The following is a 19,584-nucleotide window of genomic DNA, read 5'->3' on the forward strand; positions in this document are numbered from 1 at the left end:
ACGCATAAAGGCAGAACATTGCGGTACCGGCAGATAGCGCAGCGCTCCATAAAGGAGAAAAAGCTGCCCGTAATACACAAGGCTCCTGCTCAGCTAAAAGATAATCCCTGGAGATATTTTAGGCTTGCGGGGTCGAATCCTACGAAGGCCCCGGAAGAAGCATTGGCCGGCGTTCTTTAAAAACCTTAAAATAGGACATTTTAAAGTTGCTAGAAATAGGACATTTTAATCTTGCTAATGCAATCACTAATATTAATATTTACTGAAATCATTCCTTGTTGTATAATAATTGGTTATTACATTATAGTTTAATAGCGGAGTTAGCAGAAAATGCGCCTTAAAAGGTTTCTTTATACTTACCGTAGGTCTTTTATTTTTCTTGCCCATCTACTGATTTTTATTATTGCATTTTTGTTTGCTTTTGTGTTGCGTTTTGATTTTTCTTTCCCCTTGGAGTATAAGTGGTTGATTGTCAAGATATTAGCAATTTTAGCTATTATTAAGACTCTCATATTCTACTACTTTGGAGTTTTCTCTGGCCTCTGGCGTTATGTAAATATTGATGATGTCTGGAGGATTACTAAAGCCTCATTTATTTCCAGTGTAGTATTTGTTATTGTTGCTTTTTTTATTGGTATCAATTACTATTTGCCTTATTCGGTATTTGTCTTGGATTGGATTTTGTGTACGGGTTTAGTTACAGGGATGCGTTTTGCTACGCGCATGTTTAGGGAAAGATTTAGGCCTACTCCTAATATTTTTATGAAAAGGGTTTTGATTATGGGGGCTGGAGAGGCGGGGGTTATGGTTTTACGTGAAGTTAAGCATAATCAAGAGCTTGGGATGAGGGTAATTGGTTTTATCGATGATGATCCTAATAAAAAAAGACAGTATATTCAAGGGTTTAAGATTTTAGGTACCCGAAATGATATTGCTTCTATCGTAAAGGAAAAAAGTATTAATGAAGTTATTATTGCTATGCCTTCGGCAAGCGGGGAATCGATTAGGGATATAATCTCCCGTTGTCAGCTGCCAAATTTGACAGTAAAGATTGTTCCTAAGTTGAATAAAATTCTGGGAGGGGAGCTGGAGATAAGGCCGCGCGAGGTTAAACCGGACGATCTTTTGGGTAGAGAGACGGTAAATATCGATAAGCTTGAGATAAGAAAATACCTAAAAGAGAAAAGGGTTTTAATTACCGGGGCTGCTGGCTCCATTGGTTCGGAGTTATGCAGGAAAGTTGCCAATTTTTCCCCGGAAGAAATTATTTTAATTGATCATAATGAAAACAATCTTTATTTTTTAATTATTGAACTCAAGTCAAAATATCCTAGCCTTAATATCCAATCGGTTATTGGCGATATCAATGATATCGGTTTGTTGAAAGAAACATTCTCTAAATATAAACCGCAGGTAGTTTTTCATGCTGCAGCGTATAAACATGTACCGCTGATGGAGGATAATCCGATAGCGGCTGTAAAAAATAATGCTATTGGCAGCAGGAATATTATTTATGCTGCGCATCATTATCGTGTAGAGAGGTTTGTTTTGATTTCAACTGATAAAGCTGTAAATCCCGTAAATATTATGGGATTAAGCAAGAGATTGGCGGAGATTTTCCTGCAGGCTAAGGCAAAACGAAGCAAGACCAAATTTATGGCTGTGCGTTTTGGCAATGTCTTAGGTTCCGATGGAAGTGTCGTGCCGTTATTTAAAAAACAGATAGAAGCCGGTGGCCCTATAACTATAACGCATCCGGATGCAACCAGGTATTTTATGAGCATAAGAGAGGCTGCCCTTTTGGTTTTACAGGCAGGGGCAATAGGGGCAGGAGGAGAAATTTTTATACTGGATATGGGGGATCAAATTAAGATAGTTGATTTGGCTAAAGACCTGGTGACATTGTCCGGTTTAGAATTAGGCAAGAATATTTTTATAAAGTATGTGGGCTTGCGGCCGGGGGAAAAAATCCGCGAAGAGCTGTTGCTTGATAAAGATAAAGATAAAATTACTAAACATAATAAGATCTACATTAATCAGCCCGATGATTTCGATCTTGTTTCTTTGAGAAAACAACTGAAGGAATTGGAAAGTTATATCAATTCAACAAATAAAGATAAAGTTATAAGGAAAATGAAAGAAATAGTTTTTTCCGCTAAAGGTAATTAATTATGTTAGATAAGAAAAGACTTATTTTATATTGCGACAGGGCAATAGTAGCCTGTTTATGTTTGCTAATTTTTTGTTTACCGTTTACAAAAGCCGCAGCCGAGTCTTTTACTTGGGCTGCTATTTTTTTATGGTTGTTAAAGAGGATACTGGGATATCGGACAGAGGTTTTATGGGGCCTTTTCCCCAAGACAGCTTTAAATAGAGCTTTATCAGTTTATGTTTTTGCTAATATTTTATCAGTTATCTTTTGCTCTAAATTAAATTTATTTTTACGAGGATTTTTTGGCAAAGAATTAAAATTTTTGCTTATATATTTTATGCTAGTTGAGGTTATAAATAATAAGAAGCGTCTTTTGAGTATTCTAATTGCGATAATTGCTTCTGCTGTGTTATTAACAGTCGATGGGGGGGTGCAATATTTTACCGGTAGGGATTTTTTAAGAGGCAATTATATGAATAGTTTCTGCGCTTCTTTTTTCGCAGGTAGCGGTTTTGCCGGCTGGTTAATCATAATCATTCCAACACTCTTGGGGATCTTAGCGGCAAAGATAATTGCGAATGTTAAATTAAAGATTCTATTTTTCGTGATGATTGGCATACAAATTTTATATTTATTATTAACATATTCCCGCGGGGCTTGGATAGGATTTTTAATTGCCATCTTATTTGTGCTGGTTTATTTTATTAAAAAGTTAAGTTTAATAACCAGGGTCCTGTTTTTAACCGCATGTGTTTATTTATTGATTTTATTGATATTTTTGCCGCATATCTTGAACCCACAACTTAAATATGAAATATTAACGAAATTTAAATTTAGTCAAACTCTAAATAATCGCGTAAAATCAATACCACAAATAACCACAGGTTCTAATTTAGAAAGGGTTATGCTTTGGAAAGAAGCTCTAAAAATAATCAGAGATTACCCGATTACTGGGTGTGGGCTGAACAACTATTCCATAGTTGCCAGGCATTATAAAAGCTTTGAAGGAGGCGGCGTCTACCCGCATAATTCTTTTCTTCAAAAGACTGCTGAAATTGGCATTGTTGGTTTATTGGCTTTTCTTTTTCTTTTATTTAGTTTTTTTAAAATCGGAGTTATGCATTTAAAGAAAAAGAAAAATTATTTAGTCTTAGGTTTTTTAGCTGGTATTTTGGCTTTTTCAGTGCAAAGTTTCTTCGACACCAATCTTTATTCATTACAGATGGTGGTTTTATTTTGGTATATACTTGGCTTAACGATTGCTGTGATTAAATTAGATTCTTCAAAATAAGATAGATAACCTTATATCGCCATGAAATGCATATTTTCTGTAGATGTTGAAGATTGGTTTCATATCTCTGGGCTTGTCAATACTCCGGAATTGCCAACTTGGGAATCATTTCCTTCGAGATTAGAAAAAAATTTTATGCAGTTATTGGATATTTTTAGCCAAAAAAATGTCCAAGTAACCTGTTTCTTCCTCGGATGGGTGGCGGAAAAATTCCCCCATTTAGTAAAAGAAGCAAAAGAGCGCGGCCATGAGATTGCTTCGCATGGGTATTCGCATAGGTTAGCATATGAAATGAGCCAGGAGGAGTTTCTAGCGGATGTCCGTAAGGCCAAGCAGATAATTGAGGATGTAAGTAGAGTGGCTGTGCTGGGATATCGGGCTCCGGGATTTTCAGTAACTAAAGATACTCCTTGGTTTTTTAATAAGTTAATGGAAGCAGGTTATACTTATGATTCGAGTGTTTTTTCTGCCCCAAGGGTATTCGGAGGGCTAAAAAGTAAAAGATACGCACCATATGCGGTAGGCAATGGGTCTTGTGAGTTTATTGAATTTCCAATTACTGCGATTGAACTTTTTGGAAAGCCTTTTTGTTTTTTTGGCGGCGGCTATTTAAGGTTAACTCCGTATTTTCTTATTAAAGAGATGGGGTTGAAGGTTATAAAAGAGAAACGCCCGGTTGTGTTTTATATCCATCCTAGAGAGATCGATCCAGATCAGCCGCGTTTACTTATGAATATGCAACGAAGATTTAATTCTTATGTCAATTTGAAAACTACCAGAAATAAAATTATAAAGATACTCGATCAATTTGAGATTACGACTTTTACTAAATTCATTAAAGAACATAAAATCATGGAAGAGCCTATCCAATGAAGAAAAACCAGGTAAAAACATTTTTTAATAAATACGCTGTTGATTTCAGTTTGATTTACGGAGGGGGCAACAATTTTTTTAATAATTTTATAAATAATTATTTCAGAAAGTCGATGAAAGTAAGGTTTATAAAAACAATCCAGGGCTGCCAACCGCTTAGCGCAAAGAAGATAATTGATATTGGTTGCGGAGCTGGGCATTATGAGATTGCATTGGCAAAAGAAGGGGCGCAGTATATATATGCAGTAGATTTTGCCAAAGGGATGGTTGATCTGGCTAAAGAGAACGTTAAAAAAGCCGGTTTCGCAGATAAATGTAGGTTTGATCTGGTTAATTTTATATCGGATACTATTGGCGAGACCTTTGACTATGCGATTCTTATGGGCTTTATGGATTATATTAAAGACCCAAAAGTAGTAATAAAAAAAGTACTTTCTATTACTAAATCAAAAGCGTTTTTTAGTTTTCCAGTACGGGGAGGGATACTTGCCTGGCAGCGAAAACTCCGCTATAAAAACCGATGTGACCTATTTTTTTATGATCAAGAGCAAATATATAATTTATTCGAAGGCTTAGAGTATAAAAATCTAACAATAGAAAAAATTGGGCGGGATTTTTTTGTAACCGTAACCTGCAATGGATAAATATGATTTCTTAGATGCCAAGTCTCTCATAAACTTTATGCCTTATAAGAGGGAAATAGACCTTACTATTTTTGTGCCTTGTTACAATGAGGAAGGAAATATCATAGACACTTTCAATACTTTGACATCGGCACTATTAAAAACTAAGCTTTCCTGGGAAATTATAGTTATCGATGATGTTTCGACAGATAAATCTAAAGAGTTGATTTGTCAGTATATTGATGCCCATCCTGAGTATTCCATAAGGTTATTGGCTAGGAAAGTGAATATTGGTTTGGCTCAGAATTATATCGATGCGGCTTTTATCGCAAGAGGCAGATACTACAAGTTGGTTTCCGGAGATAACGCTGAGCATCAGGAAACCTTAGAAAATATTTTTAGCCTTTTAGGTAAAGCTGACATGATTATTCCCTGCCATCTTAGAGTTCAGGGGCGTTCTTTTATGCGGGACCTGTTCTCTAAAACTTATACTTTTATTGTTAACGCTATCAGTGGTTATAAGATTAAATATTATAATGGCGGGGCATTACATTTGACTCCTAATGTGTTACGCTGGCACACCGATTATCACGGGTATAGTTTTCAGGCGGATATTATCACTCGTTTACTGGACCAGGGGATGAGTTATATCGAGATTCCCGGCACTTCTCACGAAAGAAAAGCAGGGGTATCGCAAGCGCTTAAAGTAAAGAATTTTTTATCTGTCAGCCATTTCTTCCTTGATTTGTTAATCAGGCGGTTTGGCAGGATATACCGGAATAAAGCTAAATAGTTTAGTTTAATCGTTGCGCAGAAATCCCCGCCTTCTAAGGCGGGGCTGAATGCGCAACGATTATCCGCCAACGCTCCAGTGGCGGATAATCCAGAAAAGAAACCACGGGCTAAAGCCTGTGGAGATTCATTTTTATTCGGGAGATTTAATGGGAATTTTATGTTTTTCAGTTGTCCTGGTAATAGCTGCAATAGTTTTGCATTTAATTTTATTGAAGCTTAAGTTTCGTTTACCTAGCAATCCTCTGATAGCAATAATTTTGATTTTCTTTTTCGTTTTGGTAGCCGGTTTTACAATCTCCTTTTTTTTAAGAAATGAATACAATTTTTTGCCAAATTCAATTTGGGAATATCTGCAAGTATTAATTTTCTATTTTCCGGTTATGTTAAGTTATGTCATTACCTATGTTGCGCTGGAAGATGACTCTCCTTCTATGACTATTGCGCGTTTTGTAGAACAGGCTAAAGAAAAGGGGAGAAGCCGGAGCCAAATAATGCAGATTATTACCAATGAAGCTTTAATATTACCCCGAATCAAGATTATGCTAAAAGACGGCTGGATAGAATATAAAAATGGGCAGTATCTTGCAACGAAAAAAGGGCGATCCTATAACCAGTTTTTTGCCTTTGGGCTAAAACTATTAAGAATAACCAGAGAAGGCTAATATAAAAGTGTTAGAAAATTATACTCTATTAGTTTTGGCTCCTATTTTAGGTATGGTGAGCAATATTTTAGTTCATGTAATTGTGTCTCGTTTTAATCAGAGGCGCAGCCAGATAAAATGCCTTATTTTTGGTTTTATTTCCGGTTTAATTTGTGTGGTGATTCTATCTTTGGTAACCTATTGCAAGCAGATTAATAATTTAGATTTTATTGCTTATTTATTGTTGGGTTGCATTGCTTATTCTGCGTTTGCTTATGTTTATTTTCATTTTATTAATATAAATATTGCTTCTCTTAGAATCCGTATTCTGCAGGAAGTCATTGATTCCCCAGATGGCTTGACGGAAGAAGGCATACTTTCTCGATATAATGTTGAACAGATGCTTGATAATCGTATCCAGAGACTAGTCGATAGTGGCCAGCTTATAGAGAAGCAAGGTGTTTATTCGCTTGGAAGTAATCGTATTTTTCTTACATTATTCTGGTTTTTTGAGGCATTAAAATTCATTTTTCTCGGCCGAGGTAACCGTTTATTAAGCCCGAATGATCAGCAGCCATTGTCTTTTGGCCTACTTATCAGAGTTTTATGGCAGAATCAGTTTTTTCGATTTCTATGCATTGGCGCAATAAATACTCTTTTTGGATATTGCGCCTATGCTTTTTTGGTAATTTTGAATATTGATTATAGGATTGCCCTTACCATTAGTACTACTCTTGCGGTTTTGTTTAATTATTATACAAATGGCCGTTTCGTTTTTCGTAATTCCGGTAAAAAAGTTCTTTTGAGGTTTATTCTATTGAATGTAATCATGTATATATTTAATCAGCTACTTCTTATTACCCTGGTTAGCCTTAGAATGGGGAAATTGGTGAGCCAGGCGTTGATAGTTCCTATTGTAATTATTATTACTTTTATAATTAACAAAAGGTGGGTTTTCTTTAAAGGGAAATCCTAAAAGGAAAGAAAATGCAGATGATAAGTTTTATAATGCAGGCTGTAATTGCAATATTTAGTTCCTGGTTGTTTACAAGAGCTTATTTTTATTCACGGTCGTTTAGCGACACAATTTTAACCTGTTTTATATTATTATTTGCTCAGATTGTTTCAGTAGAGCTTGCTTTAGGAATGCTGGGGCAATTCTATTTTTTAAATGTTTTTATAGCGCATCTATTAATTCTAATATTAGCTTATCTGAGCTACCGTAATAAAAAAATCCCCTATCTTTTAAAGGTGGATTTAGGGATTTTTATGGACAGTAAATTATTAATTTTTGCTTTTTCAGTTTTTCTCGCCTTTTTTTCTGTGAAAGGTTACTTTAATCTGATCAATCCTCCTATTTCACCTGATAGTTTGCAAGGCCACCTTGCTTTTCCTGCCACCTGGATTATGCATGGAAATTTAGAGAATCGCCTTTGTATCTTTGGCGCAACCCCAATCCTGCATCCAGGTTCGTTAGAAACTACTGCCGGCACATATTATCCTATCAATGCCCAGTTATTTTTTGCCTGGCTTATGCTTCCTTTAAGAAATGCATTCCTGGCGGATATGGGAGAGGCTCCTTTTTATATCATTGGCATAATAGCAGTATATTCTATACTTAAGAATTATAACGTTGATAAAAGGCTGGCTTTGTTAAGCGGTTTCCTTTGGGTCCTTATTCCGAATATCTTTAAGCAGCTTAAAACTGCATCTCAAGTTGATGTTGTTTGTGCGGTAATGTTTCTTCTGGTGTTCTACGTTGTTTTATTGCTTAAGCAGAACTTCACTTTAAAGAATTCTTTACTCTTTGGTATCACAGCAGGGCTTTTTATTGGAATCAAGATTATTAATATAGTTTGGTTAGCCGCTCTTATGCCAGTGATTTGCTATATGTTTTATCATGGAGCAAGAACCGCCAAGGCTACTTTGAAGAAAATTTTAATTAATTTAAGTGTAATTGTTTTTTTTATTGTTTTATTTGGCGCATATATGTATATAAAGAACTTTATTTTGTTGGGTAATCCCGTATTCCCGGTTGATTTGACAATCTTTGGTAAAACTATTTTTAAAGGTTTAATTGATAATGCGACCTATGCTATAAAAATTGCTCCGGGAGATGGATTTAATTTTATGAGGATAACTTTTAGGGAAGGCCTGGGCTTGCAATTTTTGTTTTTTGTTTTGCCTGGTACCTTTGTACCGTTATTTTTTTATCAGTATTTAAAGAAAAACAAATATTCCATTACCGAATATATGTTGATTTTTGCTACTCCGCTTATAATGTTTATTCTCTATAGGGCTTATGTTAATGTATTTGTCGTTCGCTATCTTTTCCCATATATAAGTTTTGGGCTATTAACGGCAATTATTTTTGTGACTAGATTTTCCAAAGGGAACAGGTATTTAGCTGTTGCTTCGTTTATCTCTATTTTTGTAGCAAGTTTTGAATTAGCTAACAGGTATGAACTGGTAGTATCGATTTTACTTTATTTAATATTTTTTACCTGTTTAGTAGTTTATAAAGAAAAAGTAATTTTGTTCTACAGAAGCAAGAAGTTCGGTAAGTTTATATTAATCTCTTTACTTTTGGTATTTTTATTTTTAATCTATTTTAACGAAAAATATGATCGAGAAGAATTTGACCGCTATCCTAAGGTTTTTAGTAAGAAAGAATCTTGGCAGGTAGATATAGGAAGAGGCTGGAAGCGACTTAATGAATTAACTAATACCGGCTCCCGCGTAGCTTATACCGGCCGTCAGGAAGTTTATCCTTTTTTTGGCAGGAGGCTTAAGAATGAAGTAAAGTATATCTCTATTAACGAGAAAGAAGCCGCTCCTTATAATAAACCTGATGGCCGGTATCGGGAAGTCAAAGATTTTTTGGCTTGGAAAGAAAATTTAAAGAAAGAAAGGATTGAGTATTTGTTTATAGCTCTTCCTTTTGCCATTAATAGAGAGTCGCAAGACCCCAGTAAATTTCCCATCGAAGATGAATGGGCTGCAAATCAGCCGGAAAATTTCCGACTTTTATTTAGTAACTCATTATCCCATATTTATAAAGTTTCATTAAATAATTAAAGAATGAGCTCTCAGTCTAAAATAGAAAGCAGGATAATCCCGGAGGAAACCGGGCGTAACCTTTATATGCAACATCTTAAAGTTTATGAATTCTTAAATCAAAATGCCAAGAACAGGCAAATTTTAGAGATTGGTTGCGGGGATGGGTATGGGGCTGCTTTTTTGGCTAAAACTGCAAGATCTATAGTCGCAGTTGATTACGAAGACCAAGTAATTTTTACAGCACAGAATAAATATAAGGCGAATAATTTGCAATATCGCTGTATGGATGCAACAAGATTAGGATTTAAAGAGAATGAATTTGATCTCGTTTGTTCATTTCAGGTGATTGAGCATATTCCAGAAGATAAATTATTAGTTTATCTTAACGAATTAAACAGGGTATTGAAGCCCAATGGAGAGCTTTATCTTTCTACTTTGAATCTTGGGAAGGTAATGAAAAACCCGCAAACTTATAAAAAGAATCCGGCGCATTGTAAAGAATTTGTTGCGGAAGACCTGAAAGCTATTCTGTCAAAGGTTTTTGATAATTATGTAATATATGGTTTGCACCCAAGCTTAAAACATCAATTCTACCTGGTTTTGAAGAAAAGCGGGATTTTTAAATCGTTCCCATTTTTTCTTAATCCAGTCGAGAGATTTTATAAAAACTTAACCACGGATGATTTTAAATTAACCGCTTCTAACCTTAATAAAGCATCTGATTTTGTTTGTGTTTGCAAGAAAAATGCATAAAGCGCAAAAACGTAAGGCAAAGATATTTAAATTTTTTAAAGTCGCCAGGCTTCCTTATTTACCGTTTATTTTAGGTATTGAACCGGGAAATATCTGCAATTTAAACTGCCCATTGTGCCCTACAGGAGCCCAGTCAGGCGGAGCAAAAAAAGGTTTTATGAAATTTGAATTTTTTAAAAATATATTTGATCAACTTAAAAATAGTTTAGTTACCGTAAATCTTTATAATTGGGGAGAGCCGCTATTAAATAAAGACCTGTTTAAAATAATCAAATATATTAAAGATTATAAAAAAAACATATTTGTCGTCACCAGCACAAATCTTAATATAAATGAGAAGGGTGTATTACTCAAACTTTTGAATTCAGGCATCGATGAAGTTATAGTTTCTTGTGATGGTGCTAGTGTTGAGGCTTACAACAAGTATAGAGTAGGAGGAGATTTTAATCTGGTTATGGAAAATCTTAAATTTTTAGCCGATCAGAAGCGTAAATTAGGCAGCAACGTAGATATTGTTTGGAACTTTTTGGTATTTAAACATAATGAGCATGAAATAGCTACTGCTAGAGGTATGGCTGAAAAGCTTGGTGTTTCTTTTCGGTTAGGATTGATGCGGACTTCGATGAAAGATGAGGTTCTTAAGCCCCACCAAGAGGCAATAAAAAAGGATTTGGATTGGATTCCAGATAATCCTGAATATAGCGCTTACGATAAAGTTGGGCTTACTGCTAAAAAGATAATAAAAACATGCAAGAAACCGTGGCAAGAGATTGCTATAAACTGGAATGGTGAGGTTTTTCCTTGTTGCGCTGTTTACGGTGATAGTTTTAACTTTGGGGATACGGCCAAGGATTCTATAAGCAAGATTTGGAATAATGAAAAGTACATTTTGGCACGCAAAGAGATAATTAATAAAAAAGAAAATCCTTTTACTATTTGCGGTATTTGTAAGAACAATGGTTTTATGCACATGTAGGATTTAGCTAGATAATGATTAAATTAAAAAATTAACGATGAATACAGAAAATTTTAACTTTTTGGATAAGCTTACTTGCTGGTTTCGTTTATCTATGACTGCCAAGTATATTGAACAAAATGACGCGGTGCTTGATCTTGGCTGTGGTGTTCAGCACTATCTGCTTAAATGGGGCAAAGATAAATTCAGGGTTGGCTATGGGTTAGATTATGATGTAGAAGATTCTCAGAAAGAAAATATACATCTAGTAAATTACAAATTTCAAGAAAGCCTGCCTTTTAAGGATGAGTTTTTTAATAAGGTTTTCCTGCTTGCTGTTTTAGAGCATATTGAAGAAACTGGAGCTGGGGTTCTTTTTCTTGAATTTTCCAGGATTTTAAAAAAGAAAGGGCGTGTAATCATTACTATACCGACTCTGCGCGGGAAAGCAACTTTAGAACTTCTTGCCTTAAAATTAAGAATTCTTTCCTTTGAAGAAATTTCCGACCATAAACATTATTATAGCGCCAAAGAGATTTCTGATTTAGCAAGAGCAAGCGGGTTAAAAGTCATTCATTCTAAGCTATTTCAATTTGGGCTAAATAGCCTTTATGTATTGGAAAAGTAGCTTCGGTTTAAATTTTAACTCATTAAGAGAAAGAAAATAAATATGCAGATAAATAAAGAACTTTATAAATTACGTTTTGATGAAAACGAAAAAAATTGTAAAAATAATTTGTGGAAAGTACTTTGCAAAGATTTTTTACAGGATTTTATTAATCCCGATTCAAGTGTCCTTGACTTAGGAGCAGGCTTCTGTGAGTTTATTAACAATATTAAAGCAAAGATTAAATATGCCGTAGATATAAATCCTCAGCTGAAGGAGTACGCCAATAGGGAAGTACATGTTATAAATACCCATTCTGCTAATCTTCAAGGGATAAATACCGGCTCGCTAGATGTTGTTTTTTCAAGTGAGTTTTTTGAGCACCTGAAAAATAAGGAAGAGCTGTTTTTGACTCTTAAAGAGGCCCATAGGGTATTGCGTGAAGGAGGCAGGTTAATTATTATCTGCCCAAATATTCGTTATGTTGGGCATAGGTATTGGGATTTTATTGACCATGGTTTACCACTTACTCATTTGGGGATGCGCGAGGCACTCTTAGTAAATAAATATACTTTAATTAAGCTAATACCAAGATTTTTGCCTTATACTACTAAGAGCTGTTTGCCAAAAAACTTGTTTTTACTTAAAATGTATTTAAAGATGCCATTTTTATGGCGTATATTTGGAAGCCAGATGTTTATTATTGCCCAGAAGGAGAAGGTGTAAATAGTGGAGACACTCTTATTTTTTCTTTTGAATATTAGCCCGGTATGCGGAGCCTATCTATTAGTACGTAGATATTTCTCTTTTAAAGAGGCTGTGGATTCTTTTCTTGCCTACATCGTATTGTTTTATGCGCAGATTATAATAACAGTAATCTTTTTGGGGAGCCTCAATATTTTATCGTTAAATAATATTCTAATATTTAATTTTTTAGTTTTATTCTTTATTTGGTTTATCTTAAAAAAGAAGCAAAATTACAGTTATAAAGCAGATTTAAATATGTCCATTAGCTGGTTACGGAATTTAGCTATAGATGATAAAATTTTGATCTTTTGTTCGTCTTTAATTTTAGGATTTTCTATAGTTAAAATTGCGGTAAGCTTGGTAAATCCTCCATTTGGCTGGGATGATTTGAATTATCATTTTACATTCGCAGTCGAATGGTTTAAGAACAAGTCGCTTCTTACACCGATAGTAGTTAGCGACTATCCTGCGCCAAGTTATTATCCTTTAAATGGCAGCTTCATATTTTTTTGGCTACTGTTGCCTTTTAAGAATGTTTTTCTTGCTAATCTAGGGCAGGTGCCTTTTTATATTGTTGTTTTTTTATCTATGTATTCTATCGGTAAAAAAATTGGCCTTAGCCAAAAATATTCGGTTTATGCTTCTATCTTGCTATTATTGGTGCCTAATTATTTTAAGCAGATGAGGATAGCTTATGTTGATGTTATGGTAGCTGCTTTTTTTCTACTGGCCCTTAATTTCTTAGCTAATTTAAAGAAGGAGTTTAGTATTAGAAATGTATTACTTGTGGGGTTGTCTTGTGGCCTATTAATCGGTACTAAAATAATAGCTATCCCGCATATGTTAATTATCTCAGTTTATTTTCTATTGTTATCTGGTCTCTCATTAATTAAAAATAGACAATACAAGCGGTTTTTTTCTTCAGTTTTTATTTTTATATTAGCTGCTATTGTTATGGGGGGATTCAGCTATATCAGGAATTTTATCATGACGGGTAATCCGCTTTATCCTCTTGAGCTAAAGTTATTTGGAAGAACGCTTTTTAAGGGTGTCTTAGGAGGAGAATTTATCAATAATGATAATGGTGCATTTGCTTTGGGAAAATTTCTTTTCCATGAAGGTGTAGGGGCTGGGTTTATTTTATATGTAATACCTGGTTTAATCCTTGCTGGCATTGCTTTAATAAAGAAAGCCCCTGCGCATAAATGGCTTCTGTGGGCGTTGTTTATATTAATTCCATTTTTATATTTTGTTTACCGTTTTGAAGTTGGTGTTGCAAATATCAGGTATCTTTACCCTTGGTTTGCTATATGCTATATCCTGGCTATCTGGGGCTTGTCTACTTTTAGAATTCCGGAAAAAATACTCAGATACGGGCTTATTGTATGTTCACTTGCTTCAGTAGCTGAATTTGCCAAGCGCAATGAATTGATATTTTCATTTATATTATCATTAATATTATTTGTTTTATTTTTTAATATCCGTAAGGTTAAACGTTTTTTATTATTAAAGCCGCTAGTAACTTTTTTTGTATTTTTTATAATTGGAGCTTCTTTTTTACAATATCTTTATATTGATTATTCTAAGAATGAATTTAAAAGGTATAAGCTTTCGCAGAAGAATTCTGGGTTTTGGCCTGAGGCTATTGATGCCTGGATTTGGCTTGATCAAAACACAGACGGTAACAATATCGCCTATATTGGCAGGCCGGTGCCGTTTCCTTTGTATGGAACTAAGCTCAAGAATAATGTATTTTATGTTTCAGTAAACCAAGGGGCGCCGTATCTGCATGCTTATAGAAATTCCTGGTATTCTTGTAGTGGCGGATATGAGAATTTTCATAAAGTACTCATGGAGCCAAATAATTACCGGGGTAATGCCGAGTACAATACATGGTTAAATAATCTAAAGGAAAAAAATACGGGTTTCCTTTTTATTTATTCACTGCATCAGATTAAGGGGATAGAGTTTCCTATCGAGGATAGCTGGGCTAAAATGCATCCTGAGGTATTTAGCCTGGTATTTAATAACAATACAATACATGTTTATAGGATAAGATGAAATTATCGATAATCGTTCCGGCGCATAATGAAGAGGATAATATTGGCAGCCTTATCGACAAAGCCGAATTAATTTTAAAAATTGATTTTGAATTACTGGTAGTTAATGACCATTCTTCTGATTCTACAGCCAGTATTGTTCTTGATAAGATGCGGCTCTTTGGTAATGTCCGCTTAATTGAAAATAAGTTGGATGCTGGATTTGCCAATGCTTTACGGTCAGGATTTGCCAATGCTTCAGGAGATCTTATTTTACCCCTTATGGCTGATCTTTGTGATGATCTGGGTACGGTTAATATAATGTATAATAAAATTAACGAAGGCTATGATGTAGTTTGTGGTTCCAGATATATTAAAGGCGGCGCAAGGATCGGAGGTTCTAAGCTAAAAGGATTCTTATCCTCTTTGGCTGGTTGGAGTTCATATTATTTATTAGGTGTATCCACTCATGATATTGCTAATGCTTTTAAAATGTATAGGAAAGGGGTTATCGGCAGTATCAATATTCAAGCAAAAGGTTTTGAAATATCCATGGAATTGCCACTTAAAGCATACTACGCTGGCTTTAAGATAACCGAAACACCTACGAAGTGGCGTGAAAGAGAAAAAGGTAAATCCAGTTTTAGAATGTTTGACCTAATTCCCAATTATTTAAAGCTTTATCTTTGGGCACTTAAGAAAAGGATGGGTTTCTAATATGGCATTACTTTCAGTTATTGTACCAGTTTTTAATGAAGCCAAGACCATAAAACAGGTAATTGACAAAATTTATTCTGTGAATATCGATAAAGAAATTATTGTAATTGATAATTGCTCAACTGATGGGACGCAAAAAATTTTAAGCCTGTTACATTATGATAATTTAAAAGTTATTTATCATAGCAGTAACCGCGGCAAGGGAGCATCTTTCTTAACCGGTTTAGATAATGCTACTGGCGAGTATATTGTTACTCAAGATGCTGATTTGGAATATGATCCGAATGATTATCTGCGTTTATTCGAAGAGATTAAAGACGATAAGTATGATATGGTTTCAGGAGCGCGTTTTTTTGAAGGCCACCATGGGTTATTAATGCATGTAGCAGGCAACAAAGTCTTAACGTTTGTGCTGAACTTTCTTTATGGAGCAAAACTAAATGATTGCGCAACTTGTTATAAAATGGCACGCAGGCAGGTGTATAAAACATTTGCATTAGAATCCACTGGTTTTGATATGGATTTTGAAATTATCTGTAAAGCATTGAGGAAAGGTTTGAGAATTAAAGAATTAGCTGTTTCTTATCACCCACGTTCTTATAAAGAAGGAAAGAAAATCAGGATTAATGATGCTTTCTGGGCGATTTTAACTATGTTTAAGTATAGATTTTGGAGGTAAAGCCATGAAAATACTGCAAGTTTTAGATTTTATTATTTATTGGTCAATCGTGATATTTCCTTTTTCGATAGGTATCTCCAATGGTTTTATGAATACCTTTTTTGGATTTATTGTTGTCGCGTTCCTGCTTAAGAAGATAATAAAAAAAGAATGCATATTTTCTAAAACGCATATTAATATTCCGTTACTAGCGTTATTTCTGTTAACCCTTTTTTCACTTTTTTATTCTGCTTACCCGAAAGATACGCTTAGGGGTGGGATTTTCAGGCTTCTGCAATATATTATTTTATTCTTTGCTCTTGTTGGAGAGGTAAGGGATAAAAAGCATATCTGGCGAATAATTTTTTCAATTTTTGCCGGTTTGGTATTTGTTTCTATCGATGCGATTTGGCAGGTAGGTACCGGAAAAGATTTTGTAAGAGGATATAATCCAATGTTGCTTATAGGGCTAGTGCGGGCAACTGCGTCATTTAGCGATCCTAACATTCTTGGTGTATATCTGAGCGCGGTTGCACCGTTATTTTTTGGACTTGTACTTTATCATTTTAAAGGATCAAAAAAAGTTTTATTTGGATTGTTTAGTTTATTGGTATTAGCAGGAATTGCTTTGACATATTCACGCCCCACATTACTTGGAACATATTTAGCGCTGTTATTTTTAACAGTCGCCAGAAAAAGTAAATGGCTAATAACTGGCTTGGTTATTTTTATTTTAATTGCGCCATTTTTATTGCCTAAATCAGTTAAGCAGTTTGCCAAAGAAGTTGATTATAACCCGGTAAGGTTTATGTGCAATGATGACCGGATTTCAATATTCAGGAACTCGATACAGATGATTAAGGCCAGTCCAATTGTCGGGCATGGCGCAAATACTTTTATGAAAAATTATAAAAAATATAAAGAAAATCCAGAGTATCGAAATGTTGTCACTTCGGACTTTTTATATGCCCACGATAATTTTTTACAGATTGCAGGAGAATTAGGTTTACTGGGTTTAGGAGTTTTTATTTGGTTACTCTTTGAGTTATTTAAAGGTTGCGCATCTATATATAAACAGCTCAAAGATAGCCAGCTTAAAATTATTTTTCTTTCCTTGATAGCTTGCCTGATTGCTTTTTTAGTCAATGGCCTTACTGAAAGCAGCCTTAATTCCGCCCGTGTTGCAGGAATTTTCTGGTATTTAATTGGATTTTCATTTGCTTTTCAGAAATTTATCTGTGTAAATGAAAAAACAAGTTAAAAATATCTTTTTATATGTTTCTAAAGCCAAATAAAACTTATATTTTAGGAATATCTTGTTTTTATCATGATAGCGCAGCATGCCTGATTACAGACGGCCAGGTTGCTGCTGCTGTTCAGGAGGAACGTTTTAGCCGAAAAAAACACGATTTTGACTTTCCTAAAAACGCCATAGATTATTGCTTAAAAGAAGCAGGTATAGAAATAAAAGATTTAAATTTTGTGGTTTTTTATGATAAGCCATTTGTTAAATTCGAGCGTATACTGGAAACTGCCCTTGTTTATGCGCCCAGCGGTATAACTCAATTTGTTCGGGCTATTCCATTATGGCTGAAACAAAAACTTTGGATCTCTGAGCTTATTAGAAAGGATTTGAGTTACAAGGGGAAAATTTTATTCAGCCAGCACCATGAGTCGCATGCGGCCAGCGCTTTCTATCCTTGTCCATTTAAAGAGGCAGCGTTTTTAACTATGGACGGGGTAGGGGAATGGGATACAGCAAGTTTCGGGGTTGGCAGGGATAATGAGCTGGATATCCAATATTATCTTCGTTTTCCACATTCTCTGGGATTACTTTATTCGGCATTTACTTACTACGCTGGTTTTAAAGTCAATTCAGGGGAATACAAGCTTATGGGTTTGGCTCCATACGGCAGGCCCATTTATAAAGATTTAATTTTAAATGAATTAATAGATCTTAAAGATGATGGTTCTTTTAGGATGAATATGAAGTATTTTGGTTATTGCAATACTTTGCGTATGACAAACTCGCATTTTAATCATTTATTTGGCGCGCCCCCCAGGCAACCTGAAACCAGGATAACTCAAAAATATATGGATATAGCTGCTTCAATACAAGCTGTTACAGAAGAGATTGTGCTTAAAATGGCTCGTTATGTTCATAAGGTTACCGGCCAGAATAATCTTTGTTTAGCTGGGGGAGTTGCTTTAAATTGTGTGGGAAATGGCAGGATTCTGCGGGAAGGCCCATTTAAGAATATCTGGATCCAGCCGGCAAGCGGGGATGCCGGTGGGGCATTAGGTGCGGCACTTTTGATTTGGTACAAGTATTTGGGGAATAAGCGTATTGTTGATGGTAGCCATGATTTGCAAAGGGCTTCATTATTGGGGCCATCTTATAGTGATAGTTATATTGAGAATTTTTTGAAAGAATCAAGCGCTGTTTATAGGCAATTAGGGCAGGATTCTATTGTCAAGGAAGTGTCGGATTTAATTATAGAAGGCAAGGTTATTGGTTGGTTTCAGGGAAGGATAGAGTTTGGGCCTAGGGCGTTAGGGGCAAGGAGTATTATCGCTGACGCGCGTAAGGCTGATATGCAGTTAAAGCTGAATTTAAAGATTAAATACCGTGAATCATTTCGGCCATTTGCGCCTACGGTTTTAAGAGAGAAGGCAAATGAATGGTTTGATTTAAAGGGAGATAGCCCATATATGCTTTTGGTCGCTGCGGTTAAGGAAGAAAAAAGATTTTATGTATCCGAAGAAAATAAAAGCGGGTTTGAAAGGTTAAAAGACTCACGCTCTAGTATTCCTGCTGTGACGCATTTGGATTATACAGCTAGAGTTCAGACTATTGCCAGAGAAGACAATCCTCTTTATTATGATCTTATAAATCAGTTTTATCAGAAAACAGGATGCCCGGTTATAATCAATACTTCTTTTAATGTCAGAGGAGAACCTTTAGTTTTGACTCCTGAGGATGCCTTTAGGTGTTTTATGCGCACTGAGATGGATTATCTGGTTATGGGTAGTTTTCTGCTCGATAAAACTAAGCAGAAGCCCATAGAAAAAGATTTAAAATGGCAGAAAGAATTTACGCTTGATTAAGATGAAGAATGCCAATACGCAAATACTTAAAAGTTTTGGGATAACTATGGGGTTTATTTTTATAGTTATAAGTGTGGTCTTATTTTTTAAGCATGAAAATATTTTTTTTGTTGCAATAGTATCGATCTTGTTTTTTTTAGTAGCTTTTATTTTGCCTAGCCTGCTTTATCCGTTATACATATCCTGGATGAAATTAGCCCTTGTTTTATCTTGGATTAATACCAGGTTGGTTTTATTTTTGATGTTCTATTTTATTTTTACTCCAATAGGCGTGATCCTGAAATTATTACGAAAAGATTTGCTAGATATAAAAATAAATAAAGCTGAAAAGACATACTGGAGAAAAAAGGATAAAGGTTCTGGTATCTCTTCTTATGAAAAACAATTTTAGGAGGATAAAGTGGGTAAATTTTTAATTTTAAAAGAGTTAGGGGAGTTTCTGTGGATAAGGAAAAAGTGGTGGCTAACTCCGATTTTAATTATGTTTGTTTTGTTTGGGATGTTGGTATTTTTTACACAGAGTAGTGCAGTAGCTCCATTCATTTATACGCTTTTCTAATTTTTC

The 19,584-nt window shown here is 34.9% G+C and carries 20 protein-coding genes; all 20 read left to right on the top strand.

The genetic code is table 11. The annotated features are described in order from the left end of the window. Positions 1-180, top strand: a 180-nt coding sequence (locus tag PHC29_06005; GenBank protein ID MDD5109043.1) for a hypothetical protein, incomplete at its 5' end; no start/stop codon positions are given. Positions 181-330: 150 nt separating this feature from the next. After that, the gene (locus PHC29_06010) at positions 331-2,169 is read left to right on the top strand and encodes a nucleoside-diphosphate sugar epimerase/dehydratase (protein MDD5109044.1); all 1,839 of its coding nucleotides are present in this window, start codon (positions 331-333) and stop codon (positions 2,167-2,169) included. A 2-nt stretch (positions 2,170-2,171) separates the two neighbouring features. Further along, complete coding sequence (locus PHC29_06015) at positions 2,172-3,443, top strand: O-antigen ligase family protein (protein MDD5109045.1); 1,272 nt, start codon at positions 2,172-2,174, stop codon at positions 3,441-3,443. A 21-nt stretch (positions 3,444-3,464) separates the two neighbouring features. Then, the gene (locus PHC29_06020) at positions 3,465-4,316 is read left to right on the top strand and encodes a polysaccharide deacetylase family protein (GenBank protein MDD5109046.1); all 852 of its coding nucleotides are present in this window, start codon (positions 3,465-3,467) and stop codon (positions 4,314-4,316) included. Next, a complete protein-coding gene (locus tag PHC29_06025; protein ID MDD5109047.1) occupies positions 4,313-4,960 on the top strand; it encodes a class I SAM-dependent methyltransferase in 648 nt (215 codons plus the stop codon). The genes PHC29_06020 and PHC29_06025 overlap by 4 nt, the downstream gene beginning before the upstream one ends. Beyond that, on the top strand, positions 4,953-5,732 hold the full coding sequence (locus tag PHC29_06030; GenBank protein ID MDD5109048.1) for a glycosyltransferase family 2 protein: 780 nt from the start codon (positions 4,953-4,955) through the stop codon (positions 5,730-5,732). Before PHC29_06025 ends, PHC29_06030 begins: the two co-directional genes overlap by 8 nt. Before the next feature lie 49 nt (positions 5,733-5,781). Beyond that, entirely contained in the window at positions 5,782-6,396 is a 615-nt protein-coding gene (locus tag PHC29_06035; GenBank protein MDD5109049.1) for a hypothetical protein, read from the top strand. Positions 6,397-6,403: 7 nt separating this feature from the next. Next, positions 6,404-7,351, top strand: a complete 948-nt coding sequence (locus PHC29_06040; GenBank protein ID MDD5109050.1) for a GtrA family protein — start codon at positions 6,404-6,406, stop codon at positions 7,349-7,351. Between the two features lie 11 nt (positions 7,352-7,362). Continuing rightward, positions 7,363-9,453: a hypothetical protein gene (locus tag PHC29_06045; GenBank protein ID MDD5109051.1), complete on the top strand. Its 2,091-nt coding sequence runs from the start codon at positions 7,363-7,365 to the stop codon at positions 9,451-9,453. A 3-nt stretch (positions 9,454-9,456) separates the two neighbouring features. Beyond that, the gene (locus tag PHC29_06050) at positions 9,457-10,188 is read left to right on the top strand and encodes a class I SAM-dependent methyltransferase (protein MDD5109052.1); all 732 of its coding nucleotides are present in this window, start codon (positions 9,457-9,459) and stop codon (positions 10,186-10,188) included. Then, complete coding sequence (locus PHC29_06055) at positions 10,181-11,164, top strand: radical SAM protein (GenBank protein MDD5109053.1); 984 nt, start codon at positions 10,181-10,183, stop codon at positions 11,162-11,164. The genes PHC29_06050 and PHC29_06055 overlap by 8 nt, the downstream gene beginning before the upstream one ends. A 37-nt stretch (positions 11,165-11,201) precedes the next feature. Next, complete coding sequence (locus tag PHC29_06060; protein MDD5109054.1) at positions 11,202-11,771, top strand: class I SAM-dependent methyltransferase; 570 nt, start codon at positions 11,202-11,204, stop codon at positions 11,769-11,771. A gap of 42 nt (positions 11,772-11,813) precedes the next feature. Further along, positions 11,814-12,476, top strand: a complete 663-nt coding sequence (locus PHC29_06065) for a class I SAM-dependent methyltransferase (protein ID MDD5109055.1) — start codon at positions 11,814-11,816, stop codon at positions 12,474-12,476. A 3-nt stretch (positions 12,477-12,479) separates the two neighbouring features. Then, positions 12,480-14,558 (top strand): hypothetical protein, encoded by a 2,079-nt coding sequence (locus PHC29_06070; protein MDD5109056.1) that lies wholly within the window; start codon positions 12,480-12,482, stop codon positions 14,556-14,558. Beyond that, positions 14,555-15,253, top strand: coding sequence for a glycosyltransferase (locus PHC29_06075; GenBank protein MDD5109057.1), 699 nt, complete (start codon positions 14,555-14,557; stop codon positions 15,251-15,253). Before PHC29_06070 ends, PHC29_06075 begins: the two co-directional genes overlap by 4 nt. Position 15,254: 1 nt before the next feature. Continuing rightward, entirely contained in the window at positions 15,255-15,932 is a 678-nt protein-coding gene (locus tag PHC29_06080; GenBank protein MDD5109058.1) for a glycosyltransferase family 2 protein, read from the top strand. A gap of 4 nt (positions 15,933-15,936) precedes the next feature. Then, positions 15,937-17,172 (top strand): O-antigen ligase family protein, encoded by a 1,236-nt coding sequence (locus tag PHC29_06085; GenBank protein ID MDD5109059.1) that lies wholly within the window; start codon positions 15,937-15,939, stop codon positions 17,170-17,172. Positions 17,173-17,186: 14 nt separating this feature from the next. Further along, on the top strand, positions 17,187-19,019 hold the full coding sequence (locus PHC29_06090; GenBank protein MDD5109060.1) for a carbamoyltransferase: 1,833 nt from the start codon (positions 17,187-17,189) through the stop codon (positions 19,017-19,019). Position 19,020: 1 nt separating this feature from the next. After that, on the top strand, positions 19,021-19,410 hold the full coding sequence (locus tag PHC29_06095) for an SxtJ family membrane protein (GenBank protein MDD5109061.1): 390 nt from the start codon (positions 19,021-19,023) through the stop codon (positions 19,408-19,410). Positions 19,411-19,419: 9 nt separating this feature from the next. Then, on the top strand, positions 19,420-19,578 hold the full coding sequence (locus PHC29_06100; protein ID MDD5109062.1) for a DUF5989 family protein: 159 nt from the start codon (positions 19,420-19,422) through the stop codon (positions 19,576-19,578). Positions 19,579-19,584 lie beyond the last annotated feature (6 nt).

The sequence above is a fragment of the Candidatus Omnitrophota bacterium genome, assembly GCA_028712255.1.
GTDB lineage: Bacteria > Omnitrophota > Gorgyraeia > Gygaellales > Profunditerraquicolaceae > UBA6249.

What these genes read in the sequence shown, in the direction of transcription:
- PHC29_06025 (MDD5109047.1), top strand. Translation starts at nt 4,313, where the DNA reads ATGAAGAAAAACCAGGTAAAAACATTTTTTAATAAATACGCTGTTGAT.
- PHC29_06095 (MDD5109061.1), top strand. Translation starts at nt 19,021, where the DNA reads ATGAAGAATGCCAATACGCAAATACTTAAAAGTTTTGGGATAACTATG.
- PHC29_06080 (MDD5109058.1), top strand. Translation starts at nt 15,255, where the DNA reads ATGGCATTACTTTCAGTTATTGTACCAGTTTTTAATGAAGCCAAGACC.
- PHC29_06075 (MDD5109057.1), top strand. Translation starts at nt 14,555, where the DNA reads ATGAAATTATCGATAATCGTTCCGGCGCATAATGAAGAGGATAATATT.
- PHC29_06030 (MDD5109048.1), top strand. Translation starts at nt 4,953, where the DNA reads ATGGATAAATATGATTTCTTAGATGCCAAGTCTCTCATAAACTTTATG.
- PHC29_06045 (MDD5109051.1), top strand. Translation starts at nt 7,363, where the DNA reads ATGCAGATGATAAGTTTTATAATGCAGGCTGTAATTGCAATATTTAGT.
- PHC29_06010 (MDD5109044.1), top strand. Translation starts at nt 331, where the DNA reads ATGCGCCTTAAAAGGTTTCTTTATACTTACCGTAGGTCTTTTATTTTT.
- PHC29_06065 (MDD5109055.1), top strand. Translation starts at nt 11,814, where the DNA reads ATGCAGATAAATAAAGAACTTTATAAATTACGTTTTGATGAAAACGAA.
- PHC29_06015 (MDD5109045.1), top strand. Translation starts at nt 2,172, where the DNA reads ATGTTAGATAAGAAAAGACTTATTTTATATTGCGACAGGGCAATAGTA.
- PHC29_06085 (MDD5109059.1), top strand. Translation starts at nt 15,937, where the DNA reads ATGAAAATACTGCAAGTTTTAGATTTTATTATTTATTGGTCAATCGTG.
- PHC29_06050 (MDD5109052.1), top strand. Translation starts at nt 9,457, where the DNA reads ATGAGCTCTCAGTCTAAAATAGAAAGCAGGATAATCCCGGAGGAAACC.
- PHC29_06020 (MDD5109046.1), top strand. Translation starts at nt 3,465, where the DNA reads ATGAAATGCATATTTTCTGTAGATGTTGAAGATTGGTTTCATATCTCT.
- PHC29_06035 (MDD5109049.1), top strand. Translation starts at nt 5,782, where the DNA reads ATGCGCAACGATTATCCGCCAACGCTCCAGTGGCGGATAATCCAGAAA.
- PHC29_06060 (MDD5109054.1), top strand. Translation starts at nt 11,202, where the DNA reads ATGAATACAGAAAATTTTAACTTTTTGGATAAGCTTACTTGCTGGTTT.
- PHC29_06055 (MDD5109053.1), top strand. Translation starts at nt 10,181, where the DNA reads ATGCATAAAGCGCAAAAACGTAAGGCAAAGATATTTAAATTTTTTAAA.
- PHC29_06090 (MDD5109060.1), top strand. Translation starts at nt 17,187, where the DNA reads ATGTTTCTAAAGCCAAATAAAACTTATATTTTAGGAATATCTTGTTTT.